Origin of the sequence: Xanthomonas sp. 4461 (genome assembly GCF_024806475.1) — a bacterium.
Taxonomy (GTDB): Bacteria; Pseudomonadota; Gammaproteobacteria; order Xanthomonadales; family Xanthomonadaceae; genus Xanthomonas; species Xanthomonas arboricola_F.
In genome coordinates this window covers 12,491-35,479 of record NZ_JANTYV010000008.1, presented here as the reverse complement: position 1 = coordinate 35,479, position 22,989 = coordinate 12,491, and the positions used below count along the sequence as shown (strand labels likewise).

The following is a 22,989-nucleotide window of genomic DNA, read 5'->3' as shown; positions in this document are numbered from 1 at the left end:
ATGCAAGAGTGCGGGTGTGTCGCGCGCCTTCCTCGAAAGCGACCTGCGATGCCTCTTGCTCACCCGAACATGCAGCGGACCTTCTAAAATGCCGGCTCGTTATAGCCGCCGCTCCAGGGAGGATGCGATGCGACACCTGCATATCACGCTCGGTTCGACCGAGCGCGCACCACGCGCACCGACCTGCGCCGGTGGCGCACGATGACCGCCGAACCGGTTGTCGACCAGGGCCCGGTGGGTCCGGACCATCCCGAGCATCCGGATCACTATCTGTTTGCGCAGATCCGCGAAGCGGTGGGCGTGCTCGACGCCGAGTTGGACAAACCCACCGACCAGGCCAGCGTACGCATGGCCGCGCGCTTGCTGCCGCTGGCCAAGCAGCACGGCTTTGATCAGGTGGATTACGTAGTGCTCAGCCGCCACCTCGGCGAAGTAGGCGAGAACGTATTTCTGGTACGTGGCGAACTCTCCGACCCCGCACATCTGCGTGCGCACATCACCACCCAGGAAGCGATGGAGACCTCGGTGGAGACCTCAATGGCGCAACTGGACGAGATCAATCGCCGGCTGATGCTGCGCCTGCCGCCGCGTTGATCCTTATCGGCAGTGGCATGCGTATCGCCTTTGGCCACGCACGCCACCAGCGCAACGCCCGCCATGCGCTGATCGGCTGATCCGCAGCACGGCGGGTAACGTGCCGTCGCGCTTCTCTGCGGTGCGGCGGCCGTGTCAGTTGCGCGGCGTCGCAATGTAACGGTTACCGACGCAAGCACTGTGCCCGCGCTGCCATGCATTGGCTATCATTGCGCCGATGCGCTCCGACTACATTCTCACGCTGTCCTGCCCCGACCGCACCGGTATCGTGTACCGCGTCACCGGCCTGCTGTTCGATCTTGATTGCAACATCCTCGATGCCCAGCAATTCGGCGACGACGAAAGCGGCCGCTTCTTCCTGCGCGTGCATTTCGAAAAACCGCCGTCAACCGATATCGCCAGCCTGGAACAGCAGTTTTCGGTGTTGGCAGGCGCGTTCCGGATGGAATGGCAGTTGCACGACGCGCGTCGCCGCGCGCGGCTGCTGGTGCTGGTGAGCAAGCAGGGCCACTGTCTCAACGACCTGCTGTTTCGCACCCATAGCCGGCAACTGCCGGTGGATATCGTCGCAGTGGTCTCCAACCACGCCGATTTCGCACCGCTGGCCGCGTCCTATGGCATCGACTTCCATCATCTGCCGGTGAGCGCAGACACGCGCGCCGAACAGGAAGCGCAGCTGCTCGCCTTGGTCGAGGACCTGCACATCGATCTGGTGGTGCTGGCGCGCTATATGCAGATTCTCTCGCCGGGCCTGTGCCGCGCGCTGGCCGGGCGCGCGATCAATATCCATCACAGTTTCCTGCCCAGCTTCAAGGGTGCGCAGCCGTACCACCAGGCGCACGCGCGCGGCGTCAAGATCATCGGCGCCACCGCACATTACGTCACCGAAGACCTGGACGAAGGCCCGATCATCGAACAGGACGTCGCCCGCGTGGACCACGCCATGACCCCGCGCGATCTGGTGCGCCTGGGCAGCGACACCGAGTCGCTGGTGCTGGCGCGCGCGGTACGCCGCCATGTCGAACATCGCATCGTGCTCAACGGCCATCGTACGGTGGTGTTTCGCTAGGGAGCGTTGCAAGGTCGTTGGATCCGTGTGACATATCCAGTTTGCTGACACATCGACCTACTTGGTGGCTCAGGCGTCCAGTAACGGCAGGCGCAGTTCAATTGGGCAGTCAAGGCGAATGACGTCGAAAGTGAAACTGATAAAGCCCGGCCCTTGCTAAAGCGGGGCTTCTTGCAGGAGTTCGCCCAGGCGCAGAAGTCGTCACGCATCGATGCGCCAGCGTGAGCGCATGTGCTTGCAGCTGCGGCTGTGTCTCAATGCAGCTGCGGGCGCTCGGCCTGAAGCCGCTGGATGCCTTTACAACCCGTTTACCGAACTGCAGTGCGCGCGTACTGTGATGGTGGGCTGCCAGTGTGGCGAGTAAATGCAACGCTGAAACTGCTGGCCGAGCCGTAGCCTACCCGTTGCGCTGCCTGCGCGACGCCAAGCCCTTGCTCCGACAGAAGCGTCTTGGCCAGCGCCATGCGCCATGCCAGCAGATATTCCATCGGCGCCACGCCCATCGCACCATGGAAACGCGTAAAAAACGATGACCTCGATAGTGCCGCTTCTTTGGCCAATGCGTCGATTGTCCACGCATGCGCCGGAGCACCGTGCATCGCGCGCACTGCCGCGGCCAGGCGCGCATCGGAGAGCGCGCGTACCAGGCCTGGTGTCGTATCGCCGGCTGTCAGTGAGCGTAATGCTTCGATCAACAGGACTTCCAGCAGGCGTGCAAGCACCAGCTCGCGTGCAGGTCGGTGTGCGCGTGCTTCTTCGCCAACCAGATGCACCAGCGTGGTGAGTCGCGGCTCGCCGCGCACATGCACCAGGTGTGGCAGCAGCGATACCAGGAGCGCGGCATCGGGCGAGCCGAATCTGCAGTGCCCAATCACGATGCGAAGATTTGCAGGTCCGTCCATGACGCCGATGCGGAACGTGCCATCGCCCATGTCGGTAGGTATCGTGTGCGCTTGCCCGGCCGAGGCCTGCAGGCTAGAGAGCGTGACGGCGAGCATGGCGGGCGCCAGCACAAAATCGCCGGCTTGGAGAACGTACGCCTGCCCATCCTCAAGCGCCAACCGGCACGCCCCTTCGATGACCGCGCAATAAAACGGGCCTGGGGCATCGGAGCGGTGCGCCGACCACGCACCAGCGCCAACGACAAGTTTGGATAACTCTGCGGTTGGCCTGAGCAGCAAGACAACTTCGGCAAGCGGGTCGAGCATTGGACTCTCGCAAATGAAATTTGCACTTTAGAATATCGAAAGTACGGGTCTGGCGGCTTACGGTACACCCCTCGTCATATCACCTAGGGTGCTTCATGCAAACCGTACTCATCACTGGTTGCTCGTCCGGCTTTGGTCTGGCAACCGCCCGCTACTTCCTGGAGCGCGACTGGAGCGTGGTCGCCACCATGCGCGGCCTGCGCGAGGGTCTGCTTCCTGAGTCTTCCCATCTGAAGGTGTTGCAGCTCGATGTCACTGATGCGGTCAGCATTCAAACCGCGATCCACGCTGCTGGTGCCATCGACGTTCTCGTCAACAACGCAGGCTTCGGTGGGCCCGCTCCGCTGGAGCTGGCAAGCCTGCAGTCGGTACGCGAGCTGTTCGAAACCAACACGTTCGGCACGCTTGCGGTGACGCAAGCAGTATTGCCGCAGATGCGTGCGCGCCGCGCCGGGGTCATTGTCAACGTGTCATCGAGCGCAACGCTCAAACCCCTCCCACTGATCGGTGCCTACCGCGCTGCCAAGGCCGCGGTCAATGCGCTGAGCGAATCGTTGGCCGCCGAGCTGGAGGACTTCGGCATCCGCGTACGCGTCGTCTCGCCGGGCTCATGTGGGGAGACGGATTTCCGTGCCACCGCACGCACCGGTGTCCGCGGCATCGATGACGCCGTCTATGGAACCTTTATGCAGCAAACCTTGGCGCGAATGGGCGCATCGGCCGGCCCCGGGACGCAGTTAATCGATGTCGCGCAAGCCATCTGGCGCGCCGCCACCGACCCGGCTGCGCCGATGTTCATCCCCGCAGGCGCAGATGCGGAACTGTGGGCTGCCGAAGCGGCCTTGAGTGGCTAATAAACCGCTTGGAGTGGTTAACAGCCCTCTCGAACGCCGTACCGAAATCAAAAGGTGAGAGGTAGACACACCACGTATCGATCGCCGGGCAGGCCTGGGTTTCCGCGCGACGCAGCTACGGGTGAGAAACACGCGTTATCGTCAAGTCGTGTCGTAGTGCGGCGTGCCGGTAAGATGGCCGGCGTAGAGCCGGCCATTTCACCTTAAGCAGGACATCACCGCGCCGCGTTGGCGTTCATCACCGCGTTGCGGTTTGCGTCCAGGTACTGCGCCGGGTCGCGCATGCCGGTGGTGTGGCATTGGCCGGTGGTGTGGCCGCGATTCACGCCGCCCGGCAGCTGCGCATTGACCTGCTCCACGGTGCCGTCTTCCGGGTCGTTCAAGACCAGGTCCGAGGCCGCGTTGCAATAGTCGTTGGTGTACCAGTTGGTCTTGGCGAACGAGGTGGTGTAGTAGTTGACCTTGGCGCGTGCGTCGGCGGGAATGCCGGCCAGCCAGGCCTTGGCGCCGTCGTAGGTCAGGTCGGTGTTGGTGCCGCAGCCCACCCCGAACCACGAGCCCACCGCAGCAAGCACGCCCGACAGATTGGTGCCCTGGTACGGCGTACCCACCGACTGCATCACGCGCCCGCCGCTGGCGTTATCCAGGCCGCTCCAGTAGTACGCATACAGATGCAGTGCGGCCATGCCGCCCTGGCTGTGCGCCACCGTGGAGAACGACGACCACTGGCTGGCGAACTGTGCGATGCGTTGCGCAAACTGATCGTTGCTGCGGTTTTGCTTGGCATCCAGGAATGTCGAGGCATTGGTGAACTGCGCCTGCGGCCATACGCCGTTGGAGCAATAGCCGTGCACCAGCACCAGTTGCGAGCCCGTTGCCTGCGGCTGTGCCATCGCGGTGGCCAGCGTCGACGGGCGCGGCCCCATGCGCATGCTTTCATCGATCGCCGCGCTGGACCGCGCAATGCTGGCACGTCGCAACGTGGGCACCTGCAGGGGCAGCGTGCCGGCCTGCACCAGTGGAATATAGTGATCCGGATCTTCAATACGCAGTCCGCGCAGTGTGAACGGCGCACGCGCACCGGCACGCGCGATCCAGCGTTCGTCCAGGCTCAGCGGCAACTGCCCCTGCTGCGGCGTCAGCATGCCGCCGATCCACGCCACCGGCACGTCCTTGCCCTTGGCATCGGTACCCCACACCTGCCCGAACACCCGATAGTGCGACGGTGCATTGCCGCGCGCGGCCACCGGCAGTGCCACCGTCAGCCGCGTACCATCGCCAGCACGTGCGTTCAGCGCGTTGCCGAGCAATCGCAGCGAGGTATCCAGCACCGGCAACACGTGTTCGCTGGTGCGGACAAATGCCTGCCCGGCCTGGTCGTGGCCGCGCACGATCACCTGCGCGATCCAGGTCCCCTCACGCGTTGGCTGGAAATTGCCCCCATACACCCCGTCGCCGGCGGCGCCATCGTTATGCGCACCATCGTCGGCCATCGGTAGAACGCGCACGCCGCCTTGCGGATCGATCACGCGCAGGCTGGCTTCATCGATCTGGCCGGCCTGGCCCGCAAGCAAGGTGGCTCCATGCGCGTCGTTGCCGCTGAGCATGGCGTTGAGCGTGAGCGACTTGCCCACCAACTGCTGGCGATCGCGCGGATACGAGGCCAGCTGCGTGCGCGCATCGCCTTCCATCAGCACATAGCCACGCTGCGCCACTGGTGATGCCGAGTGCAGCGTCAGCGACCAATTGCCGTTCTGGGCAGTGTCCACGGCATAGCGCATGCCGCTGGTGCCGCTCTCGGCCGTGCCTAGCAGCGTGCGCTGTGCCTGCAGTTGCAGTGCAACGGCAGCGGCGCGCGCGCCGGCAACGCGTGGCGCGCTGATCGCCGCATCCCACGCCTGTTCGCCCGCCAGCACCATGAAGCGCAGGTGGCCGTTCTCCACCGGCAGCGTGCCTTGCCACCGCGCTGCAGTCCCTGCGGGCGTCAGTTCCACCGGCAGCAGCGCACTCTTGGACAGGATCGCCGACTCGGCCGGATCGGGCGCGCGCATCTGCGCGAACTCCTCCGGTGGGCCAGCCAGTTGTTTGGGCTGCAGCTCGGCTGCTGCGAGCGGCGTGGTCACGAGCGACAGGGTGCACAGCAATGACAACAGCGACGGCTTCGGCATGGCGACATCTCTCCTTGAACGTTGCAGAAGCGATGCCGTTGCGCAGTGCAACGACACCGGATGCAGCGCCCCCTCGCCGCGATTCGCCGATGGTTATACCTCGCGCTTGTGACAGGTCTGCTGTGCGCTGCAGCACCTCACGCGCAGCGAACAAAAACGCCAGAAGTAAATACTACGGACTGTGATCCAGGTCGTGCACATGGCGAGGCACTCGACGCATCGCTTGATAAAGCCTGAGGGTTGCGATCGATGTGCAGCGCTCAATTCGGCGCGGTGTCAGCCCGCGCTGACCCGCGCGGTGCTGGAGCGGTAGTGCTCCACCCAAGCGATAGTCTGCGCGATGCCGCCGAAGGGATAGAAGTGCAGGCTGACGTCTCCATGCGTTTCAGTCAGGCCTGTAGCCAGGCGATCCACAAAGCGATCCGGCCCGGCGGTCCCCAGCAACTTGCCGAGCGAGATGCCGTACTTGGACAGCATCGATGCACAGGCGCCGACACCGCAGCGTGCGGCATAGCGTGCAAGCACCGCCACGCCCGCGGGACCGGGAACGCCCACACGCACGCGATGTTCGATGCCACGCGCGCGCAGCGCCTGCAACCACGCCAGCACGAGGTCGGCGTCGAAGGCGAACTGGGTGACGATCAGCGGCGCCATGCCGCGCTCGGCGACGCTGCGACACTTGCGTTCCAGCACATCCCATTGGTCGGTCGCAGGCATGTCCGGATGTCCGTCCGGATGCCCCGCCACGGCGATGGTCCGGATGCCGCAACGCTCGAAGATCCCGGTAGCGATCAGCGACAAGCTGTCCGCAAACGGCCCTCTCGGAGCGGGTGGATCGCCCGCAATCACCAGGCAACGCTCGACGCCGGCCTCATCGACGGCGCGCCTGACGAAGGTGTGGAGCTCCTCGCGCGAGGCGATGCGGCGCGCGGACAGGTGCGGCATCGGCTGAAAGCCGAGTGTGTGCACCATCCGTGCAGCGGCCAGTCGCGCGTCGTCGTCCTGGTTGGGCAGGTAGGGGATGGCAATGGTCGAGCCGCGCATGATCTGAAGCGCCGCTGCGGTCAGCCCGGCAATGCCGGTTGCGCCGACCTCCAGGGAATAGGCGTCGGTGATGGTGCTGGCCAGGCGGGGCGTATCCGGAGACATCAAAGGCTCTTGCCGTTCTGAGGTGATGATTGGGTGGCTGAGGTACGTCCACTCCGATCGAGCTGGAAAAGCGCCAGCGCGCGCGCGTTGTGGTGATGTCCGTCAGTGGGCTTCGGGTGTCATGGCGGTGCCATTGGCAGGCTGGCGCGCCAGTTCGATGAAGGCACGCAGGTAGTCGACCGCGATATCCGCTTCGCGTGCGCCCAGGAAGATCTGCTTGGGGATGCCGCGCGCGCCCAGCCGCACCGGCACCACCTCCATCCTGGAAGCGTATTCCTCCACCAGCCAGCGCGGCATGGCGGCCACGCCGCGGCCGCTGGCCACCATCTGCATCATGATGTCGGTGGTTTCGATGGCCTTGTGGCGCCTGGGCGTGACACCGGCCGGCAACAGGAACTGGCTGTAGATGTCCAGGCGCTCAAGGTCCACCGGATAGCTGATGAGCACTTCGCGCGTCAGCTGCTGGGGCCTGACGTAGGCAGCCGACGCCAGCGCATGGCTCTTGGCCACCACCAGCACCTGCTCGTAGTCGAACACCGGTTCGAACCGCAGCCCTGGCTTGTACAGCGGGTCGGGCGTGACCAGCAGATCGATCTCGTAACCGAACAGCGCGCCGATGCCGCCGAACTGGAACTTCTGCTTCACGTCCACATCCACGTCCGGCCAGGTGGCCAGATAGGGCGCCACCAGCTTGAGCAGCCACTGGTAGCAGGGGTGGCACTCCATGCCGATACGCAGCGCGCCGCGTTCGCCCTGTGCGAACTGCCCCAGGCGCTCTTCGGCCAGGTCCAGTTGCGGCAGCACCCGGTTGGCCACCGCCAGCAGGTACTGGCCGGCCTGGGTCAGGCGCAGGCTGCGCCCCTCGCGCAGCCAGACGTCGGTGCCCAGCTGCTGCTCCAGCTTCTTCATGCTGTGGCTCAGCGCCGACTGGGTCAGGTTCAGTACGCCGGCGGCGGCGGTCAGCGAGCCTTGCTGCTCGACCTGCTGGACGATGGTGAGATGGATGCGCTCAAGCATTCAGATGATCCGAATTCATGGATTGTTGAAATAACACCATTTTACTTCATCGAATGCGAGCCCTAGCATCAGGACTCGTCGTTCTAGGCCGCCCCGCATGACTGTCAACGTGCCACACCCGCTCCGCGTCGTCGCCGTCTCCGGCGGGCTGCAACGTCCCTCCAAGGCCGTCGCCCTGGCCGAGCACCTGCTGGCCTTGATCGCCGAGGTAGTGCCGTGCGAGCAACAGCTGGTCGAACTCGGAGCGTTGGCACCGCAGTTTGCTGGTGCGGTGTGGCGCTCGCAGCTGCCGGCAACGGTAGAGCAGGCACTGTCGGCGGTGGAGCAGGCCGACGTTGTGGTGGTGACCACGCCGGTCTATCGCGGCTCCTTCACCGGGTTGTTCAAGCATTTCTTCGACTTCATCCATCAGGATGCCTTGATCGACACGCCCATTCTGTTGGCGGCAACCGGCGGCAGCGAGCGTCATGCGCTGGTGATCGATCACCAGCTGCGGCCACTTTTCAGTTTCTTCCAGGCGCGTACGTTGCCGCTGGGCGTCTACGCCACCGACCGCGACTTCCTGGACTACCGCGTGCACAACGAGGCCCTGGCCGAGCGCGCCAGGCTGGCAGTGCAGCGGGCACTGCCGCTGATCGCATTGACGCGGCCGGCAGGCACCAGCGCCGCGGAAAAAAACGTGGCCGCAGCCTGAGGGCCAATCGGCCCAAGGCCGGCGGGCCGCAACGCCCTTGCCGGCCACCGGATCAGCGGGCGATCGCCTGCCGATCCGGATTTCCGGGCTCCCTCCAGCAGGCATCGCCGCCTGTGCAGGCAAGCCCGCCCGTCTCATCTCGGAAACAAGGCGTCAGCTCGCAATGACTCAAGAATTCACCTTCGGCATCAAGAGCCTCCGCTTCGACGAGGACTATCGTCCCGCGGGCAATACGCGCAACACCACGAACTTCGCCAACCTCGCCAGGGGTGAGCGTCGCCAGGAAAACTTGCGCAACACGCTTGCGATGATCAACAACCGCTTCAACGACCTGGCGCATTGGGATAACCCCAGGCGCGACCGCTACGCTGTGGAACTGGACATCATCTCGGTGCAGATGACGGTTGCCGGGAGCGAACGGGGCGATGAGTTTCCGTTGATCGAGATCCTCAAGACCAACATCCTCGACAGAACGACCGGCGCGCGCATCGATGGCATCGCAGGAAACAACTTTTCCTCCTACGTCCGCGACTACGATTTCAGCGTGCTGCTGCCCGCCCACAACCAGGACAGGTCCGCATTCGGCATCCCCGACGATTTCGGCAGCCTGCATGGACAGTTGTTCAGGCATTTCGTGAACTCGGACGCCTATAGCGCGCGGTTCGCCAAACCGCCGGTCATCTGCATCAGCGTCTCCAGCAGCAGGGTCTATCACCGAACGGGCAACCGGCACCCCGTGCTCGGCATCGAGTACCGGCAGGACGAATTTTCCCTGACCGATCGCTACTTCGAGAAGATGGGCCTGCAGGTGCGCTATTTCATGCCTCCCAACAGCGTCGCCCCGTTGGCTTTTTACTTCTTCGGCGACCTGCTCAACGACTACACCAATCTCGAGCTGATCGGCACCATCAGCACCATGGAGACGTTCCAGAAGATTTACCGCCCGGAGATCTACAACGCCAATTCCGCGGCGGGGGCTATCTACCAGCCGAGCCTGAAGCATCAGGATTACTCCTCTACCCAGATCGTCTACGACCGGGAAGAGCGCAGCCAGCTCGCGGTGACGCAGGGCAAATTCACCGAGGAGCACTTCATCAGGCCCTACGGAAACATCCTCAAGCAATGGGCTTCCAGCCACGCTTCCTAATCAACACGAACGCAAGACATCACTCATCATGAAAAAGCTGCTCCCCACCTCCACCGCCGGCAGCCTGCCCAAGCCGTCCTGGCTCGCGCAGCCGGAAAAACTCTGGTCGCCCTGGAAGCTGCAGGACGAGGAACTGAGCGAAGGCAAGCAGGACGCATTGCGCCTGTCGCTGCAGGAACAGCAGCACGCCGGCATCGATATCGTCAGCGACGGCGAGCAGACCCGCCAGCATTTCGTCACCACCTTCATCGAACACCTCAGCGGCGTCGATTTCGAAAAGCGCGAGACCGTCAGGATCCGCAATCGCTATGACGCCAGCGTCCCCACCGTCGTTGGCGCGGTGAGCCGCCCCAGGCCGGTGTTCGTGGACGATGCCAGGTTCCTGCGCCAGCAGACCGCGCAGCCGATCAAATGGGCGCTGCCTGGCCCCATGACGATGATCGACACCCTGTTCGACGCGCACTACAAAAGCCGCGAAAAGCTGGCATGGGAATTTGCGAAGATCCTCAATGAGGAAGCGAAGGAGCTGGAAGCGGCCGGCGTGGATATCATCCAGTTCGACGAGCCGGCCTTCAATGTCTTCTTCGACGAGGTCAACGACTGGGGGGTTGCCACCCTCGAACGCGCGGTGGAAGGGCTCAAGTGCGAGACCGCCGTCCATATCTGCTATGGCTACGGCATCAAGGCCAATACCGACTGGAAGCAGACCCTGGGCTCGGAATGGCGTCAGTACGAAGAGTCGTTCCCCAAGCTGCAGGCGTCCAGCATCGACATCATCTCGCTGGAGTGCCACAACTCGCACGTGCCGATCGATCTGATCGAACTGGTGCGCGGCAAGAAGGTGATGGTCGGGGCCATCGACGTGGCAAGCACCACGATCGAAACAGCGGAGGAAGTAGCCGATACGCTGCGCAAGGCGCTTCGCTTTGTCGATGCCGACAAGCTCTACCCGTCCACCAACTGCGGGATGGCGCCGCTTGCCCGGGACGTCGCAAGGGGCAAGCTCAAGGCCCTCAGTGCGGGCGCGGACATCATCCGGGCAGAACTGTCGGCGCGGTAACGCGCCGTTGCTGGCGTCGATCGGCGGCCGGAGGAGTGGGGCGACGCGCGCTCCCTCCTGCCGCAGCAATCGGTGACCGACACCGGTGCTGCAACAACATCGAGCCCCCGCAGGCGGAGACTCGATGTCTTCCAGCGGGTTGCAGGACTCGGTGAGTGATCTGCAACAGCAACCGCAGCAGGTCGCCGTAGACCACCGAAGACGGCGCTGCCGAGACGTCGCTAAGCGTCGTCTACGAATACGCGACTCCGGCTTTCTCAGCCGTCCATCGGTGCCCTGGGACAGCGGTTTCCACTGCATCCAGGCACAGACGCGGGGCATCGGTGGCGAACCACCTGGTCATCTCCTGCGCGTGCACGCCGCTGCCGTCGGCCTGATGGCAGCGTGCCGTGGCGCCATCGCCGGCCAGCGGATCGCGCTCGGTGAGCGCAGCCGACACAGTGACGATGCTGAACCCCCGTTCGTCACTGCGCCATGCCCGATTGCCCGCGTTGCATGGCTTGGCTACAGTTGCGCGGTCGAAAGAGTGCAGGCCGGATGGTAGCCCGGTCATCCATCCGATCAGGGTGGCCAGCTCTCCCGCGAGGGTATCCGCGACACCGAGACCGGCCTTGCCGGAACGAGGTGTGCCCGCTGATCTCTCACGACCCATCATCGGCGCGCCTCCACTGACCCTGGAAGGATATTGCGCATGAATTTCACCTCCAACACCCTCTTGATCACCGGCGGTGCCACCGGCATCGGCTTTGCGCTTGCACGCGCGCTGGTGGAGCAGGGCAACACCGTCATCATCTGTGGTCGCAGCGCCGCTGCGTTACGCCAGGCCAAGGACACGCTGCCAGCGCTGATCACCCAGGTCTGCGATATCGCCGACACGGCAAGTCGTCGGGCACTGGTGGACTGGTTGCGGGCACACCATCCGCACTGCAACGTGCTGATCAACAACGCCGGCGTGCAGCGGCATCGCGATTTCACCGGCACCGATGCTGTGGCCGATCTCGACCAGGAAATCGCCATCAACCTTACCGCGCCGATCCATCTGATTGCCGAGCTGCTGCCGTTGCTGCGGCAGCAACAGCACGCGGCCATCATCAACATCACCTCGGGGCTGGCGTTCTCGCCGATGGCCGATGTACCGGTCTACTGTGCCAGCAAGGCGGCGCTGCACTCCTTCACCCTGAGTCTGCGTCACCAGTTGAAGGACAGCACCGTCCGCGTGATCGAGATCGCGCCGCCCATCGTCGATACCGGTCTGGGTGGCGGTACGCGCAGTGCGGGCACCGCCACGCGCAACATGATGCCCGCCGAGCAGTTCGCCCAGGAGGCGATCGCCCAGCTTGAAGCCGGTCAGGACGAGGTGCTGATCGGGATCTCGGCCGACACCCGTCGCTTGGGTGAAGCCTTGTTCGAGCGAATGAATCACCGCTAGTTTGTTGGGCAACGTCGCTGGTGGTGGTTGCGTCGTGCAGAACGCCATCAGCGACGTCTTGGCTGCGATAGCGGTCGGCGGCGGGGGGCGCTGACGTTCGAGCGCTCAGCAATCGCCCTGCTTGCAGGGATGGCTTTCGCTGGCCCGCCATCGTTTCACCAACTGGCGGCGATTGTGCTGATACTGCTCCTGCAGATACTCGATCCTGTCGATGGCCTCTGTGCGGAAGATGCGGAAATCGCCGCATGCTTCGCACCATGCGGCGATCTTCCACCGTGCGTCGACCAGGCCCAGCATGATCGGCCAAACCGTGCGCTCCGACACCACACCGGTCTTGCTCGTATAGCCGATGCGCAGTTTGCGTTGTGCATGCAGCGCCTTGCGGATCTTGCCAAGGTCGACGATGGATTCTGGCCGGGGTGCCCGGCTGATATACAGCGCACTGTCGTCCAGCGCCAGGCGCATCTCCTGCGAGATCACTCCGTCGAGTTTTGCCAGCGCATTGTGCACCGCGTGGCTCATCGCCGCGTCGCTCTGGCGGCTGACCCACTGCGCGCCGGTGACCAGCGCGCGGAGTTCTTCCTCGGTAAAGGCGAGGGGTGGGAGCACAAAGCCCGGTCGCAGGATGTATCCCACGCCTGCCTCTCCCTCGACATCGGCACCCATTGCCTGCAAGGTCGCGATATCGCGCCGGATCGTGCGCAGCGACACGCCAAGCTCTTGCGCAAGCGTGCTTCCGGACACGGTTCCCCGATGTCGCCGCAAGACTTGCAATAGATCCAACAGGCGTTGGCTACGCGACATGTCAGTCCATTCTGACCAGGCCCTTGCCCGGGCGCTTCTGGCCGGATTCAAGCGCGTTCATCAAGTCGATGGCCCCTTCCAGCGGAACGATCTCCCCGATCGGCAAACCGAAGGTTCCGGCATTCGCCGCGTTGGCGAGGTGGGCCAGGATGGCGGCGGAGGGCTTGCAGAACACCAGTTTGAAACGGCGGTCCACTACCGCGCGGACGAACTTTCCCAGGTCCGGTTCCAGATCCAGCAAGCTGCCGCGCTTGTCGCGCAGCAGCGCCAATCCCGTGGCTGCCTTCATGACGGCGGAAGTGTCGAAGATGACGTCGAAGCGCTCACGGATGTCCTCCGGTCGGGTCACCCTGTAATCGTAGACCTGTTTCAGGCCCAGCGATCCGGCCCGCTCCATCGATCCGGCGCTACAACTCCCGGATACCGTCGCTCCCAGCAGCTGCGCCAACTGCACAGCCGCTTCGCCCACTGCGCCGGCACAGCCGTTGACGAACACATGCTGGCCTTTCTTCAGCGCAGCCTTGTCGACCAGACCATTCCACGCGGTGACCCCGGGCGTGCCCAGGCACGCGGCGCTTTCGTAGGAGACGCTGTCGGGTTTGCTGACCAGATTCTCTTCGGTGGTGATCACCGCCTCGGCCAGTGCACCGCACTCCTTGAAACGCGCCAGGCCGAACACCGCATCGCCTGGCTTGAAGCGGGCGACGCCTTCGCCCACTGCGAGCACCACGCCAGAGAAATCCATGCCCATCGCACGCGGAAACTGCCGCCCGGTCACGATCTTCATGACGCCGTTGCGCATCTTCCAGTCGACCGGATTGATCGCGGCGTACTTCACCTTCACCGCGACCTGGCCCTTTGCAGGCGCAGCAAGCGCGACGTCGGCCAGCTGCATGACGTCCTGGCCGCCATATCGGTTGTATTGAAGACGCTTCATCGGCGCGGTGCTCCGATGGCAGAGGTGCGTGCGGATGTGACCTGGCAGGCGGGATCCACGCCTGGTCGGCCGACCGGGTTGCCGGAATGGGCGGCAGGCCCGGTGCGGCGACCAACGCCAGGCCAGCCAGCGCTGCAGGCCGCAGACGTGGCCGCATGCGATGGCACCAGGGTCGGCGCATGCGCATCGGGCGCTGGCGTGATCGCAGTGGCGTTGCTGCGGAAGCGAGTGATGATGGTCACCAGGACATTCCTCGGGTTGGGCGCCCAGTGTAGGAATCGGTGGTGACAGATTCTGGCACCATGCTTTCCTGCAGCGGCGATGCGCAACTGCGACAGCAGGCGGCGGCACCATGGGACCAACTGCATGTCCCGGCGGCCGCCATGCGCAAGCCCGGCCTCGCCATGCGGTTGGCCGGCAAACCCGCGCCCGGCCAGACCATCGTTTCAGGGAAGCGTACGACTGCCAGTGCCTTGTGTGTGCCGCCCCGGCGCCGCTGGCTCCTGAAAGCCGGCGATGGCCTGAGCCCGCCTCCTACCGTTCGTCGGACAGCAGCTGGCGCAGCGTCCATCGCGGCCGATCTTATGTATGATGACCATCATGAAAAAGACCTCGCCACGTTCCCGGGCAGCGTCAGGCCGCAAGGCCGACAGCCATGCACGCATCGTCGAAGTCGCTGCGCGCGCGATCCGGCGCACCGGCTACGACGGCACCGGCGTGGCCGACATCATGAAAGAGGCCGGGCTGACCCACGGTGGCTTCTATGCGCACTTTGCATCGCGCGAGGCGCTGCTGGCCGAGGCTGCCGACCATGCCGGGGCGCAGACGGTGGCCACCTCCGCGCAGATCGCTGCCGCCGCGCCGCCGGAGCAGGCGGCGCAGGCGCTGATGCGGGCGTATCTCTCCGATGGGCACGTCGGCAACGTCGAATCCGGCTGTCCGATCGCCGCGCTGGGGTCGGAAATGCACCGGCAGGCACCGGCAGTGCGCCAGGCGGCAACCCGCCGCATCAAGGAGATGATCGATCTGGCCGCCCGCCAGTCGCCGGACTGGGGAACGCCGCAGGCGCATGCGCGGGCACTGGTGACGGTTTGCGCCATGGCCGGCACCTTGATGCTGGCGCGTGCCGTCGACGACCCCGCTTTGTCGGCCGCGATGCGCAAGGCGGCACTCGAACACTTCGACGCAGCCTGAGCAGCGCGCCCGGGTTTGTCGTTGGTCAAAAATATGATGTTCATAATATTTTAGACGTGCAGACAGCAGTCCGCCGCAGCCGCGGCTTCCACCTCCACCCGTGCGACGGCAGCGCCTCAATGGCTTGCTTCTGCACATCACCTGAGACCAGCCACCTATGAACCGCAAGATCGCGCTCGTGACCGGAGCCTCCTCCGGCATCGGAGAAGCCACCGCCGCCCACCTGGCCCAGGCCGGCTATACCGTCTATGGCACCAGCCGCCGCGGCGGCCCCTCCACGACGCCCGGGGTGCAGATGCTGGAGCTGGATGTCACCAGCGACGCGTCGGTGGCCGCCGCCATCGACATCCTGCTGCGCAAAGAAGGCCGCCTGGACCTGTTGGTCAACAATGCCGGCTTCAGCGTCGCGCCCGCCGCCGCGGAAGAAAGCTCCATCGCGCAGGCGCAGTCGGTGTTCGACACCAATTTCTTCGGCACCGTGCGCATGACCAATGCGGTGATCGGCCAGATGCGCAAGCAGGGCGGTGGACGCATCCTCAACATCGGGTCGGTGCTGGGGCTGGTGCCGATTCCGTACACGGCGCTGTATGTCGCCAGCAAGCATGCGATCGAGGGCTACAGCGAATCGCTCGATCACGAACTGCGCGATTGGGGTATCCGGGTCTCGGTGATCGAGCCGGCGTATACCAGCACGCCGTTCGATGCCAATTCGCTGCAGCCGGATGCGCCGCTGGAGATCTACCGTGCCATGCGTACGCATCTGGCCGCGCACGTCGCTGAGGTGATGCGCAAGGCCGATGCGCCGAGCGTGGTGGCCGAGGTTGTGGTGAAGGCAGCACAGGATCCGCAACCGAAGGCGCGCTACACCGCCGGCAAGGTGGCCAGGCAGCTGAGCCTGCTACGTCGCCTGTTGCCCAACCGCATGCTCGGCAAGGCGCTGCGCAAGGAACTCAAGCTGGATCAGGTCGCGTCGCCGGCCCGCGCCAGCGGCCCGTCCGCTGCCGGAGCGCGCGCATGATGCGCAAGATCCATCGCACCGATGCCAAGATGGGCGCACGCGCCTGTGGGGGACATGCATGAAAGCCGTCATCGTCGATCAGTACAAAAAACATGGCACGGTGCGGATCGGCGACATGCCGATGCCGCAGCTGCGCCCCAACGAGGTGTTGATCAAGGTCAGCGCAGCAAGCCTCAACCCGCTGGACGCCAAGGTGCGCGACGGCGAATTCAAGATGCTGCTGCCATTCAAGACGCCGTTCGTGCTGGGTAACGATGTGGCCGGCGTGGTGACGCAGGTCGGCACCGCGGTGCGCGACATCGCGGTCGGCGATGCGGTGTTCGCCAAGATCGAACCCGGCCGCATCGGTACCCTGGCCGAGTACGTGGCGATCGATGCGGCAGTGGTGGCACCCAAGCCGGCCAGCCTGAGCATGGAGCAGGCCGCATCGTTTCCGCTGGTCGGCCTGACCGCCTGGCAGGCACTGGTGGAAACCGCTGCGCTCAAGCCGGGGCAGAAGGTGCTGATCCATGCCGGCTCCGGCGGCGTGGGCACCATCGCGATCCAGCTGGCCAAGCATCTGGGAGCGTACGTGGCCGCCACCACCAGCACTGCCAATGTGGAGTTGGTCAAGTCGTTGGGTGCCGATCTGGTGATCGACTACACGCAGCAGGATTTCCAGGCGCTGGTGCGCGATTACGATGTGGTGCTGCATAGCCTGGATACGCCGACGCTGCTCAAGTCGCTGCAGCTGCTCAAGCCCGGCGGCAGCCTGATTTCGCTGTCCGGTCCGCCGACCCCCGCATTCGCGCAGCAGCTCGGCCTGGCGTTTCCGCTCCGGCTGGTGATGCGCCTGCTCAGCCGCAAGGTGCGTGCGCAGGCCAGACAGCGCCAGGTGTCCTACACGTTCCTGTTCATGCGCGGCGATGGTCCGCAGCTGCGGACGTTGGCAGCGCTGCTCGACAGCGGTGCATTGCGCCCGGTGATCGACACGGTGTATCCGTTCGCGCGCGCGCAAGAAGCGCTGGCGCATGTAGACACCGGCCGCGTCAAAGGCAAGGTCGTGGTGACGTTGTAGCAGCAGCGATTACACACCGCTGCAGCATCGGTGATAGCGATGCTGCCGTGGGTTGAAGCGACAACGGGGAGGGCAGGGTGCCCACCCCGTCTGTGTCTGTGCTATCTGCGGGGCTGGCTACCCAGATCTGTATCGATCCCGCAACGGGACGCAACCCGGCAGGGCGAAGGTAGCGCGGATGCATGGGGCTGCGTCCAAGCAATTGCTCGACCGACTTGCCGCGACGAAACCTCGCTGGAATATCCAGCACGGGAAGATGTCGCATGCGGCTTCGCAGATCAATGAAGCCACGCTGCTAGGCGGCCTCGGATCGCATGAATCGTCAGGCCTGCAGCCGGGATCGCAAACCACGCACGTCCGCTTGCCAGTCGTCGAAGTCATCGGTGTCCTCCCACAGCTCGCGCAACTCCGAGGTTGGACCAAGAATGCGATCAATCGCCTGCGCAGCGTCGCTGGCCAACCGGGCGTCAGCGAGCGGCTTCACTCTGTCGATCCATTCCACGACATCCGGCTCATCCAGCGCCTCGGCGGTAGGACGTCCCAAGGCTGCAGCGATCACCTCGATGGCCGCCAACGCAGTGGTTGCATCCGTTGCATCCACCTCGCCCTCGGTTGCAAGGACTGCTGCAACTGCCTCGCGAACGAGCGACAAGTCGCCAGCCTCGGTGAGGTCGCAGACCCAATCTGCAGCAGTGTCGTTGTCAAAAGAACCGATGCCCCAGCACCCCATGAACGTTCTCCGGATCGAATTGGTGGCAACAGACGCGTGTTGGCGTCCCGCCTGATGGATGAGAATGCCTCAGCTCACTGCCGCACATAGCGTAGGTGTGTAGCCGCAGGCCCGTCAAAGACCTTGTCGATACGAAATTGTGTCCCGGGCTCGCCAAGGTTTTCGAACAGGCGTCGTCCGCTGCCGAACAGGACCGGTGCCAACGCAATCTCCAGCTCGTCGACAACGCCCAGGGCCAGATACTGCTGGATCACAGCCGCGCCACCGGCAATCCGAACATCACGGCTGCCTGCCGATTCGCGAGCCAGTTCCAGCGCACGTTCCGGCCCGTCGTTGATGAAGTGGAAGATCGTTCCGCCGGGGCGCACCCAGGGCGCGCGCTTCTCGTGGGTCAGTACGTAGACCGGTGTGTGAAACGGGGCCTCCTCTGGCCAGGCAACCTCGCCCTGGTCGAACATTCGCTTGCCCATGATGTTGGCGCCGATGCGTGCGAAGGTGCTGCGGACCATGTCATTGACCGGGCCGGTCGTACCGCCCGATGCAAGCTTGAGGACGTTCTCGCGAAAGTACTGCGATGTGATCAGCCAACCCATCATCGCGCCCCATTTGGCTCCCCAGTTCTTGTGCTGGGGGTCGTCCATGGTCATTCCCTCCGGCGCCATGTAGCCATCAAGGCTAAGGCCGATACTGACGAATACCTTGCTCATGATTTCACCTCTCATATGCCTGTGTATTGCCGACCGTGGGACGTCAGCCTGCGCGCGAGGCGATGCCGGCAATGCGTGCTCAGCCCCGCGGTTGGTCGGGATGAACTGCGAACCTCGCACCCTGGCCAGGCGATCGTTGGCGCGTGTTGGCGCGCGGCCGTGCCGCACCGATTCGCACGCGTCCGCCCATGCGGCTGGTCAGGCGCGATTTGCATGCCGCTTGCGATCGGCGATCGCCAACTGCAGTAGCTCGATGACAGGCGCACTGTTGATCGTCGAGACATCTCGAACCTTGACATGGCGTAGTGTCTTGCCGGTCCCTTGCATGATGCCGTGCGGATCCGCAAGCGAGGTGCCATGGTAAAAACCCAGGTTGACATGGGCGTCGTGGACCGAGATGTAGGCGTAGTGCTCGGTCATCTTCCTGGGGCCAATGCCGAAGCTGATGATTTTGAGTTTTGGCCATGCAAGCTCGACAACGTCGCTGTGCAGCGAAACGATCTTGCTGCGCAACGCCGCGCAAACCAGGCGCGGCTGCGGTTTTGCAATGGACAAGATGTCGTCGAGCGTTGCGAGTGTCGTGTTGGTCGCCATGATGCTGCCGTGGAGTCCGAGGCCCGAGCAAGGCCGCACCGCGAAGCGTATCGGCCTGACTGAAGAATCAAATGGCTGTGCGATAGGCCGTTGGCACAGGATCGTTGCCGACCGCCACGAGCAGCGATGCATGCGAGCATGCCACACGCACCGGTGACGCGGTTCTGACCAGGGATCGTGGACGCGCGGCGGCGCCCAGACAATGGACACAGAAGCGCAGGGCGAGGGCGAGGCTGGAACGTCGTGAGGGATGAGAGACGGTCGCGGCGGCTTTGACGAGCGGTGCGGCAGAGCCGGGTGGGAAAGCGCCGGAGTGGTGCCGAGGCGGCACGCCGACACACGCTGCCAGGCATCGCCGGCTGCGGCATCGGGGCAGACGCCGGTCACCGTGTGCGCTCGTGCAGCGTTGTCTTGCTTGCAGCGGCAAGCGGCGGCGATCTACGCAATCTGCATGCAGCACGTGACTCCACCGCATCGACACCACAATGCGCAGCGCCGCAACGCAAACGCCCCGCAGAGAGCGGGGCGTTGGCAGTACCGCACGGCAGCGTTGCAGCATGCCCAACGCTGACCTGGAGCGCGCGGCGCAGGCCGCGTGAGCTGCCTCAGTAGTTGACCTGCAACTGCAACCGCAGCAGATCGCCTTCCACCACCGGATACGGCGCAGTGGTGACATCGGTGCGCTTCATCTTCGAATACGCAAACACCAACTCCAGCGCATCCATCGGCTGCCATTCGACACCGGCTTCCACTTCGTCCAGGCGCATGCGCGGCGCATTGGTATCGAACTTGGAGCCGCCGCGGTAGGTCTGCCATTTCAGGTACGGCAGCAGGGTGCCGTAATTGAAGTCGTGCTTGAACATCGCCTGCACATAACCGCCGCTCAGCGAGCGGGTACGGATACGGCGCTGCGCCACATCCAGCTCCGGGCCGCGGCCCACCGTCCACTCGGCCTGCAGGCCGAACGGCTGCGGGTAGTAAATGACGTGCGCGGCCACGCGCTGGTCGGTATAGCCATTGGGGTCGGTGATGGCCGGGGTGAAACTGCGGCCACCAATGTTCACCGCCGCAGCGGTCGGCACGAAGCGCCCGCTGTACGCATCGGCGCCCACTTCCAGGTACTGGCCATTGGCGAACTTGAACGGATAGGTGGCATGCACCACCGCATGCATGCCGTCGTTACGCTCGGCGCGGTTGGCGCCCTGACCGTTGTACACGCCCGCGCCCAACACACCGTAATCGCCCGAGCCCTTCAACCCGGATTTGACCAGGTCCTGGAAGCGGGCCTTGGCCACGGTGGGGCTGTAATAGAACACCGCACCGATATCGCGTTCGTCGCGCAGGCCGGAGTTGAGCGCGTCGGCACGATCCAGGGTGAGACGGTTCTGGCTGGACTGCAGGTTTTCCCAGCCGTAAGGCATCTTCGACTGCCCCACGCGCACGCGGTACTCTCGCTTCTTGTCGAAGAAGATATCGGCGTACGCATCGCGCAGCTGCGCGAAGTTGGAGGTGGTGGAACCGGTAGGCGTGCTCGCAAAGTCCGGCTGGAAGTACAGCGACACGTGCTCGTTGAGATCGCCGCTCAGCACCAGGCGCGCGCGGCGGATGCCCAGGCTCTGGTCGTTGCCGATAAAGCGGTCGCCCGGCGCACGCAAGTCCTGGGCATCGCCGCCAATCCCCTGGTTGTAGCGGATCTGGGTGTAGCCACGCAGGCTCAGCTTGTCGTACCACTTCTTGCCGGCATCGGCGGCCTTGGCCGGTGCCGCGGCAGGCGCCGGTGCAGGGGCGGCCTGCGCGATGCCGGTATCGGCAGGCACGGTTGCGCCAGGTGCCGGTGGCAGGGCCTGTGCCGGCGCGGCAGGCATCGCCGAGGCCGGCAGCTTGCCGTTTTCGTCCACCTGCACAAAGGTGCCCAGCTTGTCGCGCCCGGGCGCCGGCTCGGCGAAGATCTGCTTGGTCTTGCGGTCGACATACAACTCCAGCTCGGCAGCCAGCGTGCTGCCGCTGGCGGTCGCGCTGAGGGCGCACAGGACGGTGGCGAGATTGCGTTTTTTCATGGACACGGCTCGGCAAGGGAAACTGGGCGGCGGTGGCGTGGCTCTTCAGGGCGCCCTCGCAGGGGGCGCGTGCGGCCAGGCGCCGGGCACCGTCATGGCGCTCCGCACTGCTGCCGTAGCAGCGATGGGGTGCAGTTATATTTAGGTTTGATGTCAGTTTGGTGACATCCGAACCGGCAACCGACCGGCGACTGTGTCAACCGCGTGTCCGACAGATGTCAGTCTGGCGACGCCCGCCATGTCGAGAGGAGGCGCCGACCTGCTACGGCGGGACCCCAGGCTAGCTGTCGGCCTTGATGCCGGCGTGGCACGACCGCCCAGCCGACAGCGGGCGACAACCGCAAAGCGACGCCATATCCGGCCGGCACGCCCGCGGCGCACACCCAGTCCCACCGAGTGCGTCATCCGCATCGCGCGGGCACTGGCCAAAAAAAAACGCCACACCCGCGGGCATGGCGTTGCATGTCTTCGCCGCCGGCCGTTCAACGCATCGCTGCGTCTAGCGGCCGGCCCTGGCTCACCCAGCCGGCTGTGCTGCCAGTGCTGCCGCCACGGCGTCACGCAATGGCGTGGTAGGGCGGCCGATCAAGCGGCTCAGCGTGTGGCTGTCGTCGAACAGGCTGCCGCCGCGCGAGGACGCCGAGCACTGCGCCAGCACCTGCGCAAACCCGGCAGGCACGCCCACCTGCACCAGCGCTGCGGCATAGTCGGCTTCGGGCAGGTCATGGTAAGCAACCGGCTTGCCGGCCTGCCGGGAGAGCTCTGCTGCGTACTCGGCCATCGTGAAGGCGGTATCGCCGGCCAGCTCATAGACCTGCCCGGCCTGCGGTGCATCCGAGGCCAGCACCGCGGCTGCGGCCGCCGCGTAGTCGGCACGTGTGGCAGCGCTGATCTTGCCCTCGCCGGAGCTGCCCATCGCCCCGCCGTGCGCCACTTCGGCCGCGATCGAGCCGGTGTAGTTCTCGGTATACCAGCCATTGCGCAGCAGCACATGCGGTACGCCGCTCTCGCGCAGCAAAGCCTCGGTGACCACATGCTCTGCGGCCAGCGACAGCGTGCTCGTATCGGCATGCAGGATGCTGGTGTAGGCCAGCAGCTCCACGCCGGCACGCTTGGCCGCGTCGATCACATTGCGATGCTGCTCCACGCGCGCGCCCACCGCGTTGGACGACACCAGCAACACCCGGCCGACGCCCGCAAACGCCAGGTCCAGGCTGTGCGGGTCGGCGTAGTCGGCCTGACGCACCGTGATGTCGCGTTTTGCGAACTCGGCAAGTGACGCAGTATCACGGGCCGTTGCTACGATGCGGCTGGCAGGCACATGGTTCAGCAGTGCGTCGACGACCAGCGCGCCCAGCTGCCCGCTAGCGCCGGTGACAAGAATCAGGGGGGAGGCATGTGCCATGTCGTGCTCCAATAGGTTTAGAGAAGAGGTTTGGTCTAGTATCTAGACCTTGTGGTCAGCGAGCCTATTGTCAGGACCGCCCGGTCCTTCGCAAGGA

The 22,989-nt window shown here is 64.7% G+C and carries 22 protein-coding genes; 10 read left to right on the top strand and 12 right to left on the bottom strand.

What is annotated here, in order from left to right; all coding sequences use genetic code 11:
• Positions 1-201 precede the first annotated feature (201 nt).
• Together FHY19_RS21450 and purU are read left to right on the top strand one after the other, a co-directional pair.
• Positions 202-594 carry an XVIPCD domain-containing protein gene (locus FHY19_RS21450; RefSeq protein WP_259168473.1) on the top strand — a complete coding sequence of 131 codons (393 nt, stop codon included), beginning with the start codon at positions 202-204 and terminating at the stop codon, positions 592-594.
• Positions 595-811: 217 nt separating this feature from the next.
• Positions 812-1,663: a formyltetrahydrofolate deformylase gene (purU, locus tag FHY19_RS21445; RefSeq protein WP_259159377.1), complete on the top strand. Its 852-nt coding sequence runs from the start codon at positions 812-814 to the stop codon at positions 1,661-1,663.
• 308 nt (positions 1,664-1,971) lie between these two features.
• On the opposite strand, the gene FHY19_RS21440 is transcribed toward purU, so the two are convergent.
• Positions 1,972-2,871, bottom strand: coding sequence for an AraC family transcriptional regulator (locus tag FHY19_RS21440; protein ID WP_259168471.1), 900 nt, complete (start codon positions 2,869-2,871; stop codon positions 1,972-1,974).
• 95 nt (positions 2,872-2,966) lie between these two features.
• On the opposite strand from FHY19_RS21440, the gene FHY19_RS21435 reads away from it, so the two are divergent.
• Positions 2,967-3,725: an SDR family oxidoreductase gene (locus tag FHY19_RS21435; protein WP_259168560.1), complete on the top strand. Its 759-nt coding sequence runs from the start codon at positions 2,967-2,969 to the stop codon at positions 3,723-3,725.
• A gap of 215 nt (positions 3,726-3,940) precedes the next feature.
• Here the strand turns inward: FHY19_RS21435 and FHY19_RS21430 are convergent, their stop codons facing one another.
• The 3 genes from FHY19_RS21430 to FHY19_RS21420 form a co-directional block, all read right to left on the bottom strand.
• Positions 3,941-5,893: a choice-of-anchor X domain-containing protein gene (locus FHY19_RS21430; RefSeq protein ID WP_259168469.1), complete on the bottom strand. Its 1,953-nt coding sequence runs from the start codon at positions 5,891-5,893 to the stop codon at positions 3,941-3,943.
• A gap of 276 nt (positions 5,894-6,169) precedes the next feature.
• Complete coding sequence (locus FHY19_RS21425) at positions 6,170-7,045, bottom strand: methylenetetrahydrofolate reductase (RefSeq protein ID WP_259168467.1); 876 nt, start codon at positions 7,043-7,045, stop codon at positions 6,170-6,172.
• Between the two features lie 99 nt (positions 7,046-7,144).
• Positions 7,145-8,059 carry a LysR family transcriptional regulator gene (locus FHY19_RS21420; protein WP_259159372.1) on the bottom strand — a complete coding sequence of 305 codons (915 nt, stop codon included), beginning with the start codon at positions 8,057-8,059 and terminating at the stop codon, positions 7,145-7,147.
• 97 nt (positions 8,060-8,156) lie between these two features.
• On the opposite strand from FHY19_RS21420, the gene msuE reads away from it, so the two are divergent.
• The 3 genes from msuE (at position 8,157) to FHY19_RS21405 (ending at position 10,960) form a co-directional block, all read left to right on the top strand.
• Positions 8,157-8,753, top strand: coding sequence for an FMN reductase (gene msuE / locus FHY19_RS21415; RefSeq protein ID WP_259168464.1), 597 nt, complete (start codon positions 8,157-8,159; stop codon positions 8,751-8,753).
• A gap of 163 nt (positions 8,754-8,916) precedes the next feature.
• Entirely contained in the window at positions 8,917-9,900 is a 984-nt protein-coding gene (locus FHY19_RS21410) for a DUF1852 domain-containing protein (RefSeq protein ID WP_259168559.1), read from the top strand.
• Between the two features lie 28 nt (positions 9,901-9,928).
• Positions 9,929-10,960 (top strand): methionine synthase, encoded by a 1,032-nt coding sequence (locus FHY19_RS21405; RefSeq protein ID WP_259168463.1) that lies wholly within the window; start codon positions 9,929-9,931, stop codon positions 10,958-10,960.
• Positions 10,961-11,192: 232 nt separating this feature from the next.
• Here FHY19_RS21405 and FHY19_RS21400 read toward each other — a convergent pair whose 3' ends face one another.
• Positions 11,193-11,615, bottom strand: a complete 423-nt coding sequence (locus FHY19_RS21400; RefSeq protein WP_259168461.1) for a hypothetical protein — start codon at positions 11,613-11,615, stop codon at positions 11,193-11,195.
• 36 nt (positions 11,616-11,651) lie between these two features.
• On the opposite strand from FHY19_RS21400, the gene FHY19_RS21395 reads away from it, so the two are divergent.
• Positions 11,652-12,389, top strand: a complete 738-nt coding sequence (locus FHY19_RS21395; RefSeq protein ID WP_259168460.1) for an SDR family oxidoreductase — start codon at positions 11,652-11,654, stop codon at positions 12,387-12,389.
• A 105-nt stretch (positions 12,390-12,494) separates the two neighbouring features.
• On the opposite strand, the gene FHY19_RS21390 is transcribed toward FHY19_RS21395, so the two are convergent.
• Positions 12,495-13,193 (bottom strand): YafY family protein, encoded by a 699-nt coding sequence (locus tag FHY19_RS21390; RefSeq protein WP_259168458.1) that lies wholly within the window; start codon positions 13,191-13,193, stop codon positions 12,495-12,497.
• Between the two features lies 1 nt (position 13,194).
• The gene (locus tag FHY19_RS21385; RefSeq protein ID WP_259159360.1) at positions 13,195-14,484 is read right to left on the bottom strand and encodes an NAD(P)-dependent alcohol dehydrogenase; all 1,290 of its coding nucleotides are present in this window, start codon (positions 14,482-14,484) and stop codon (positions 13,195-13,197) included.
• Positions 14,485-14,730: 246 nt separating this feature from the next.
• On the opposite strand from FHY19_RS21385, the gene FHY19_RS21380 reads away from it, so the two are divergent.
• The 3 genes from FHY19_RS21380 (at position 14,731) to FHY19_RS21370 (ending at position 17,399) form a co-directional block, all read left to right on the top strand.
• Complete coding sequence (locus FHY19_RS21380) at positions 14,731-15,324, top strand: TetR/AcrR family transcriptional regulator (protein ID WP_259159359.1); 594 nt, start codon at positions 14,731-14,733, stop codon at positions 15,322-15,324.
• A 157-nt stretch (positions 15,325-15,481) separates the two neighbouring features.
• The gene (locus tag FHY19_RS21375) at positions 15,482-16,342 is read left to right on the top strand and encodes an oxidoreductase (protein ID WP_259168456.1); all 861 of its coding nucleotides are present in this window, start codon (positions 15,482-15,484) and stop codon (positions 16,340-16,342) included.
• Between the two features lie 58 nt (positions 16,343-16,400).
• Positions 16,401-17,399 (top strand): NADP-dependent oxidoreductase, encoded by a 999-nt coding sequence (locus FHY19_RS21370; RefSeq protein WP_259168454.1) that lies wholly within the window; start codon positions 16,401-16,403, stop codon positions 17,397-17,399.
• Positions 17,400-17,721: 322 nt separating this feature from the next.
• Here FHY19_RS21370 and FHY19_RS21365 read toward each other — a convergent pair whose 3' ends face one another.
• The 5 genes from FHY19_RS21365 to FHY19_RS21345 all read right to left on the bottom strand — a co-directional run bounded on the left by FHY19_RS21365 (position 17,722) and on the right by FHY19_RS21345 (position 22,892).
• A complete protein-coding gene (locus FHY19_RS21365) occupies positions 17,722-18,129 on the bottom strand; it encodes a DUF4259 domain-containing protein (protein WP_259168452.1) in 408 nt (135 codons plus the stop codon).
• Between the two features lie 74 nt (positions 18,130-18,203).
• Entirely contained in the window at positions 18,204-18,836 is a 633-nt protein-coding gene (locus FHY19_RS21360; protein WP_259159350.1) for a dihydrofolate reductase family protein, read from the bottom strand.
• 198 nt (positions 18,837-19,034) lie between these two features.
• Positions 19,035-19,430 carry a DUF1801 domain-containing protein gene (locus FHY19_RS21355; RefSeq protein ID WP_259168450.1) on the bottom strand — a complete coding sequence of 132 codons (396 nt, stop codon included), beginning with the start codon at positions 19,428-19,430 and terminating at the stop codon, positions 19,035-19,037.
• A gap of 605 nt (positions 19,431-20,035) precedes the next feature.
• Positions 20,036-21,487, bottom strand: coding sequence for an OprO/OprP family phosphate-selective porin (locus FHY19_RS21350; protein WP_259168448.1), 1,452 nt, complete (start codon positions 21,485-21,487; stop codon positions 20,036-20,038).
• A gap of 517 nt (positions 21,488-22,004) precedes the next feature.
• Positions 22,005-22,892, bottom strand: coding sequence for an SDR family oxidoreductase (locus tag FHY19_RS21345; RefSeq protein ID WP_259168445.1), 888 nt, complete (start codon positions 22,890-22,892; stop codon positions 22,005-22,007).
• Between the last annotated feature and the right edge of the window lie 97 nt (positions 22,893-22,989).

Coding starts and splice junctions, on each gene's coding strand:
- FHY19_RS21360 (WP_259159350.1), bottom strand. CDS start 18,836: ATGAGCAAGGTATTCGTCAGTATCGGCCTTAGCCTTGATGGCTACATG.
- FHY19_RS21350 (WP_259168448.1), bottom strand. CDS start 21,487: ATGAAAAAACGCAATCTCGCCACCGTCCTGTGCGCCCTCAGCGCGACC.
- FHY19_RS21365 (WP_259168452.1), bottom strand. CDS start 18,129: ATGGGGTGCTGGGGCATCGGTTCTTTTGACAACGACACTGCTGCAGAT.
- FHY19_RS21410 (WP_259168559.1), top strand. CDS start 8,917: ATGACTCAAGAATTCACCTTCGGCATCAAGAGCCTCCGCTTCGACGAG.
- purU (WP_259159377.1), top strand. CDS start 812: ATGCGCTCCGACTACATTCTCACGCTGTCCTGCCCCGACCGCACCGGT.
- FHY19_RS21405 (WP_259168463.1), top strand. CDS start 9,929: ATGAAAAAGCTGCTCCCCACCTCCACCGCCGGCAGCCTGCCCAAGCCG.
- FHY19_RS21370 (WP_259168454.1), top strand. CDS start 16,401: ATGAAAGCCGTCATCGTCGATCAGTACAAAAAACATGGCACGGTGCGG.
- FHY19_RS21345 (WP_259168445.1), bottom strand. CDS start 22,892: ATGGCACATGCCTCCCCCCTGATTCTTGTCACCGGCGCTAGCGGGCAG.
- FHY19_RS21395 (WP_259168460.1), top strand. CDS start 11,652: ATGAATTTCACCTCCAACACCCTCTTGATCACCGGCGGTGCCACCGGC.
- FHY19_RS21430 (WP_259168469.1), bottom strand. CDS start 5,893: ATGCCGAAGCCGTCGCTGTTGTCATTGCTGTGCACCCTGTCGCTCGTG.
- FHY19_RS21435 (WP_259168560.1), top strand. CDS start 2,967: ATGCAAACCGTACTCATCACTGGTTGCTCGTCCGGCTTTGGTCTGGCA.
- FHY19_RS21385 (WP_259159360.1), bottom strand. CDS start 14,484: ATGGTGCCGCCGCCTGCTGTCGCAGTTGCGCATCGCCGCTGCAGGAAA.
- FHY19_RS21440 (WP_259168471.1), bottom strand. CDS start 2,871: ATGCTCGACCCGCTTGCCGAAGTTGTCTTGCTGCTCAGGCCAACCGCA.
- FHY19_RS21420 (WP_259159372.1), bottom strand. CDS start 8,059: ATGCTTGAGCGCATCCATCTCACCATCGTCCAGCAGGTCGAGCAGCAA.
- msuE (WP_259168464.1), top strand. CDS start 8,157: ATGACTGTCAACGTGCCACACCCGCTCCGCGTCGTCGCCGTCTCCGGC.
- FHY19_RS21450 (WP_259168473.1), top strand. CDS start 202: ATGACCGCCGAACCGGTTGTCGACCAGGGCCCGGTGGGTCCGGACCAT.
- FHY19_RS21400 (WP_259168461.1), bottom strand. CDS start 11,615: ATGATGGGTCGTGAGAGATCAGCGGGCACACCTCGTTCCGGCAAGGCC.
- FHY19_RS21380 (WP_259159359.1), top strand. CDS start 14,731: ATGAAAAAGACCTCGCCACGTTCCCGGGCAGCGTCAGGCCGCAAGGCC.
- FHY19_RS21355 (WP_259168450.1), bottom strand. CDS start 19,430: ATGGCGACCAACACGACACTCGCAACGCTCGACGACATCTTGTCCATT.
- FHY19_RS21375 (WP_259168456.1), top strand. CDS start 15,482: ATGAACCGCAAGATCGCGCTCGTGACCGGAGCCTCCTCCGGCATCGGA.
- FHY19_RS21390 (WP_259168458.1), bottom strand. CDS start 13,193: ATGTCGCGTAGCCAACGCCTGTTGGATCTATTGCAAGTCTTGCGGCGA.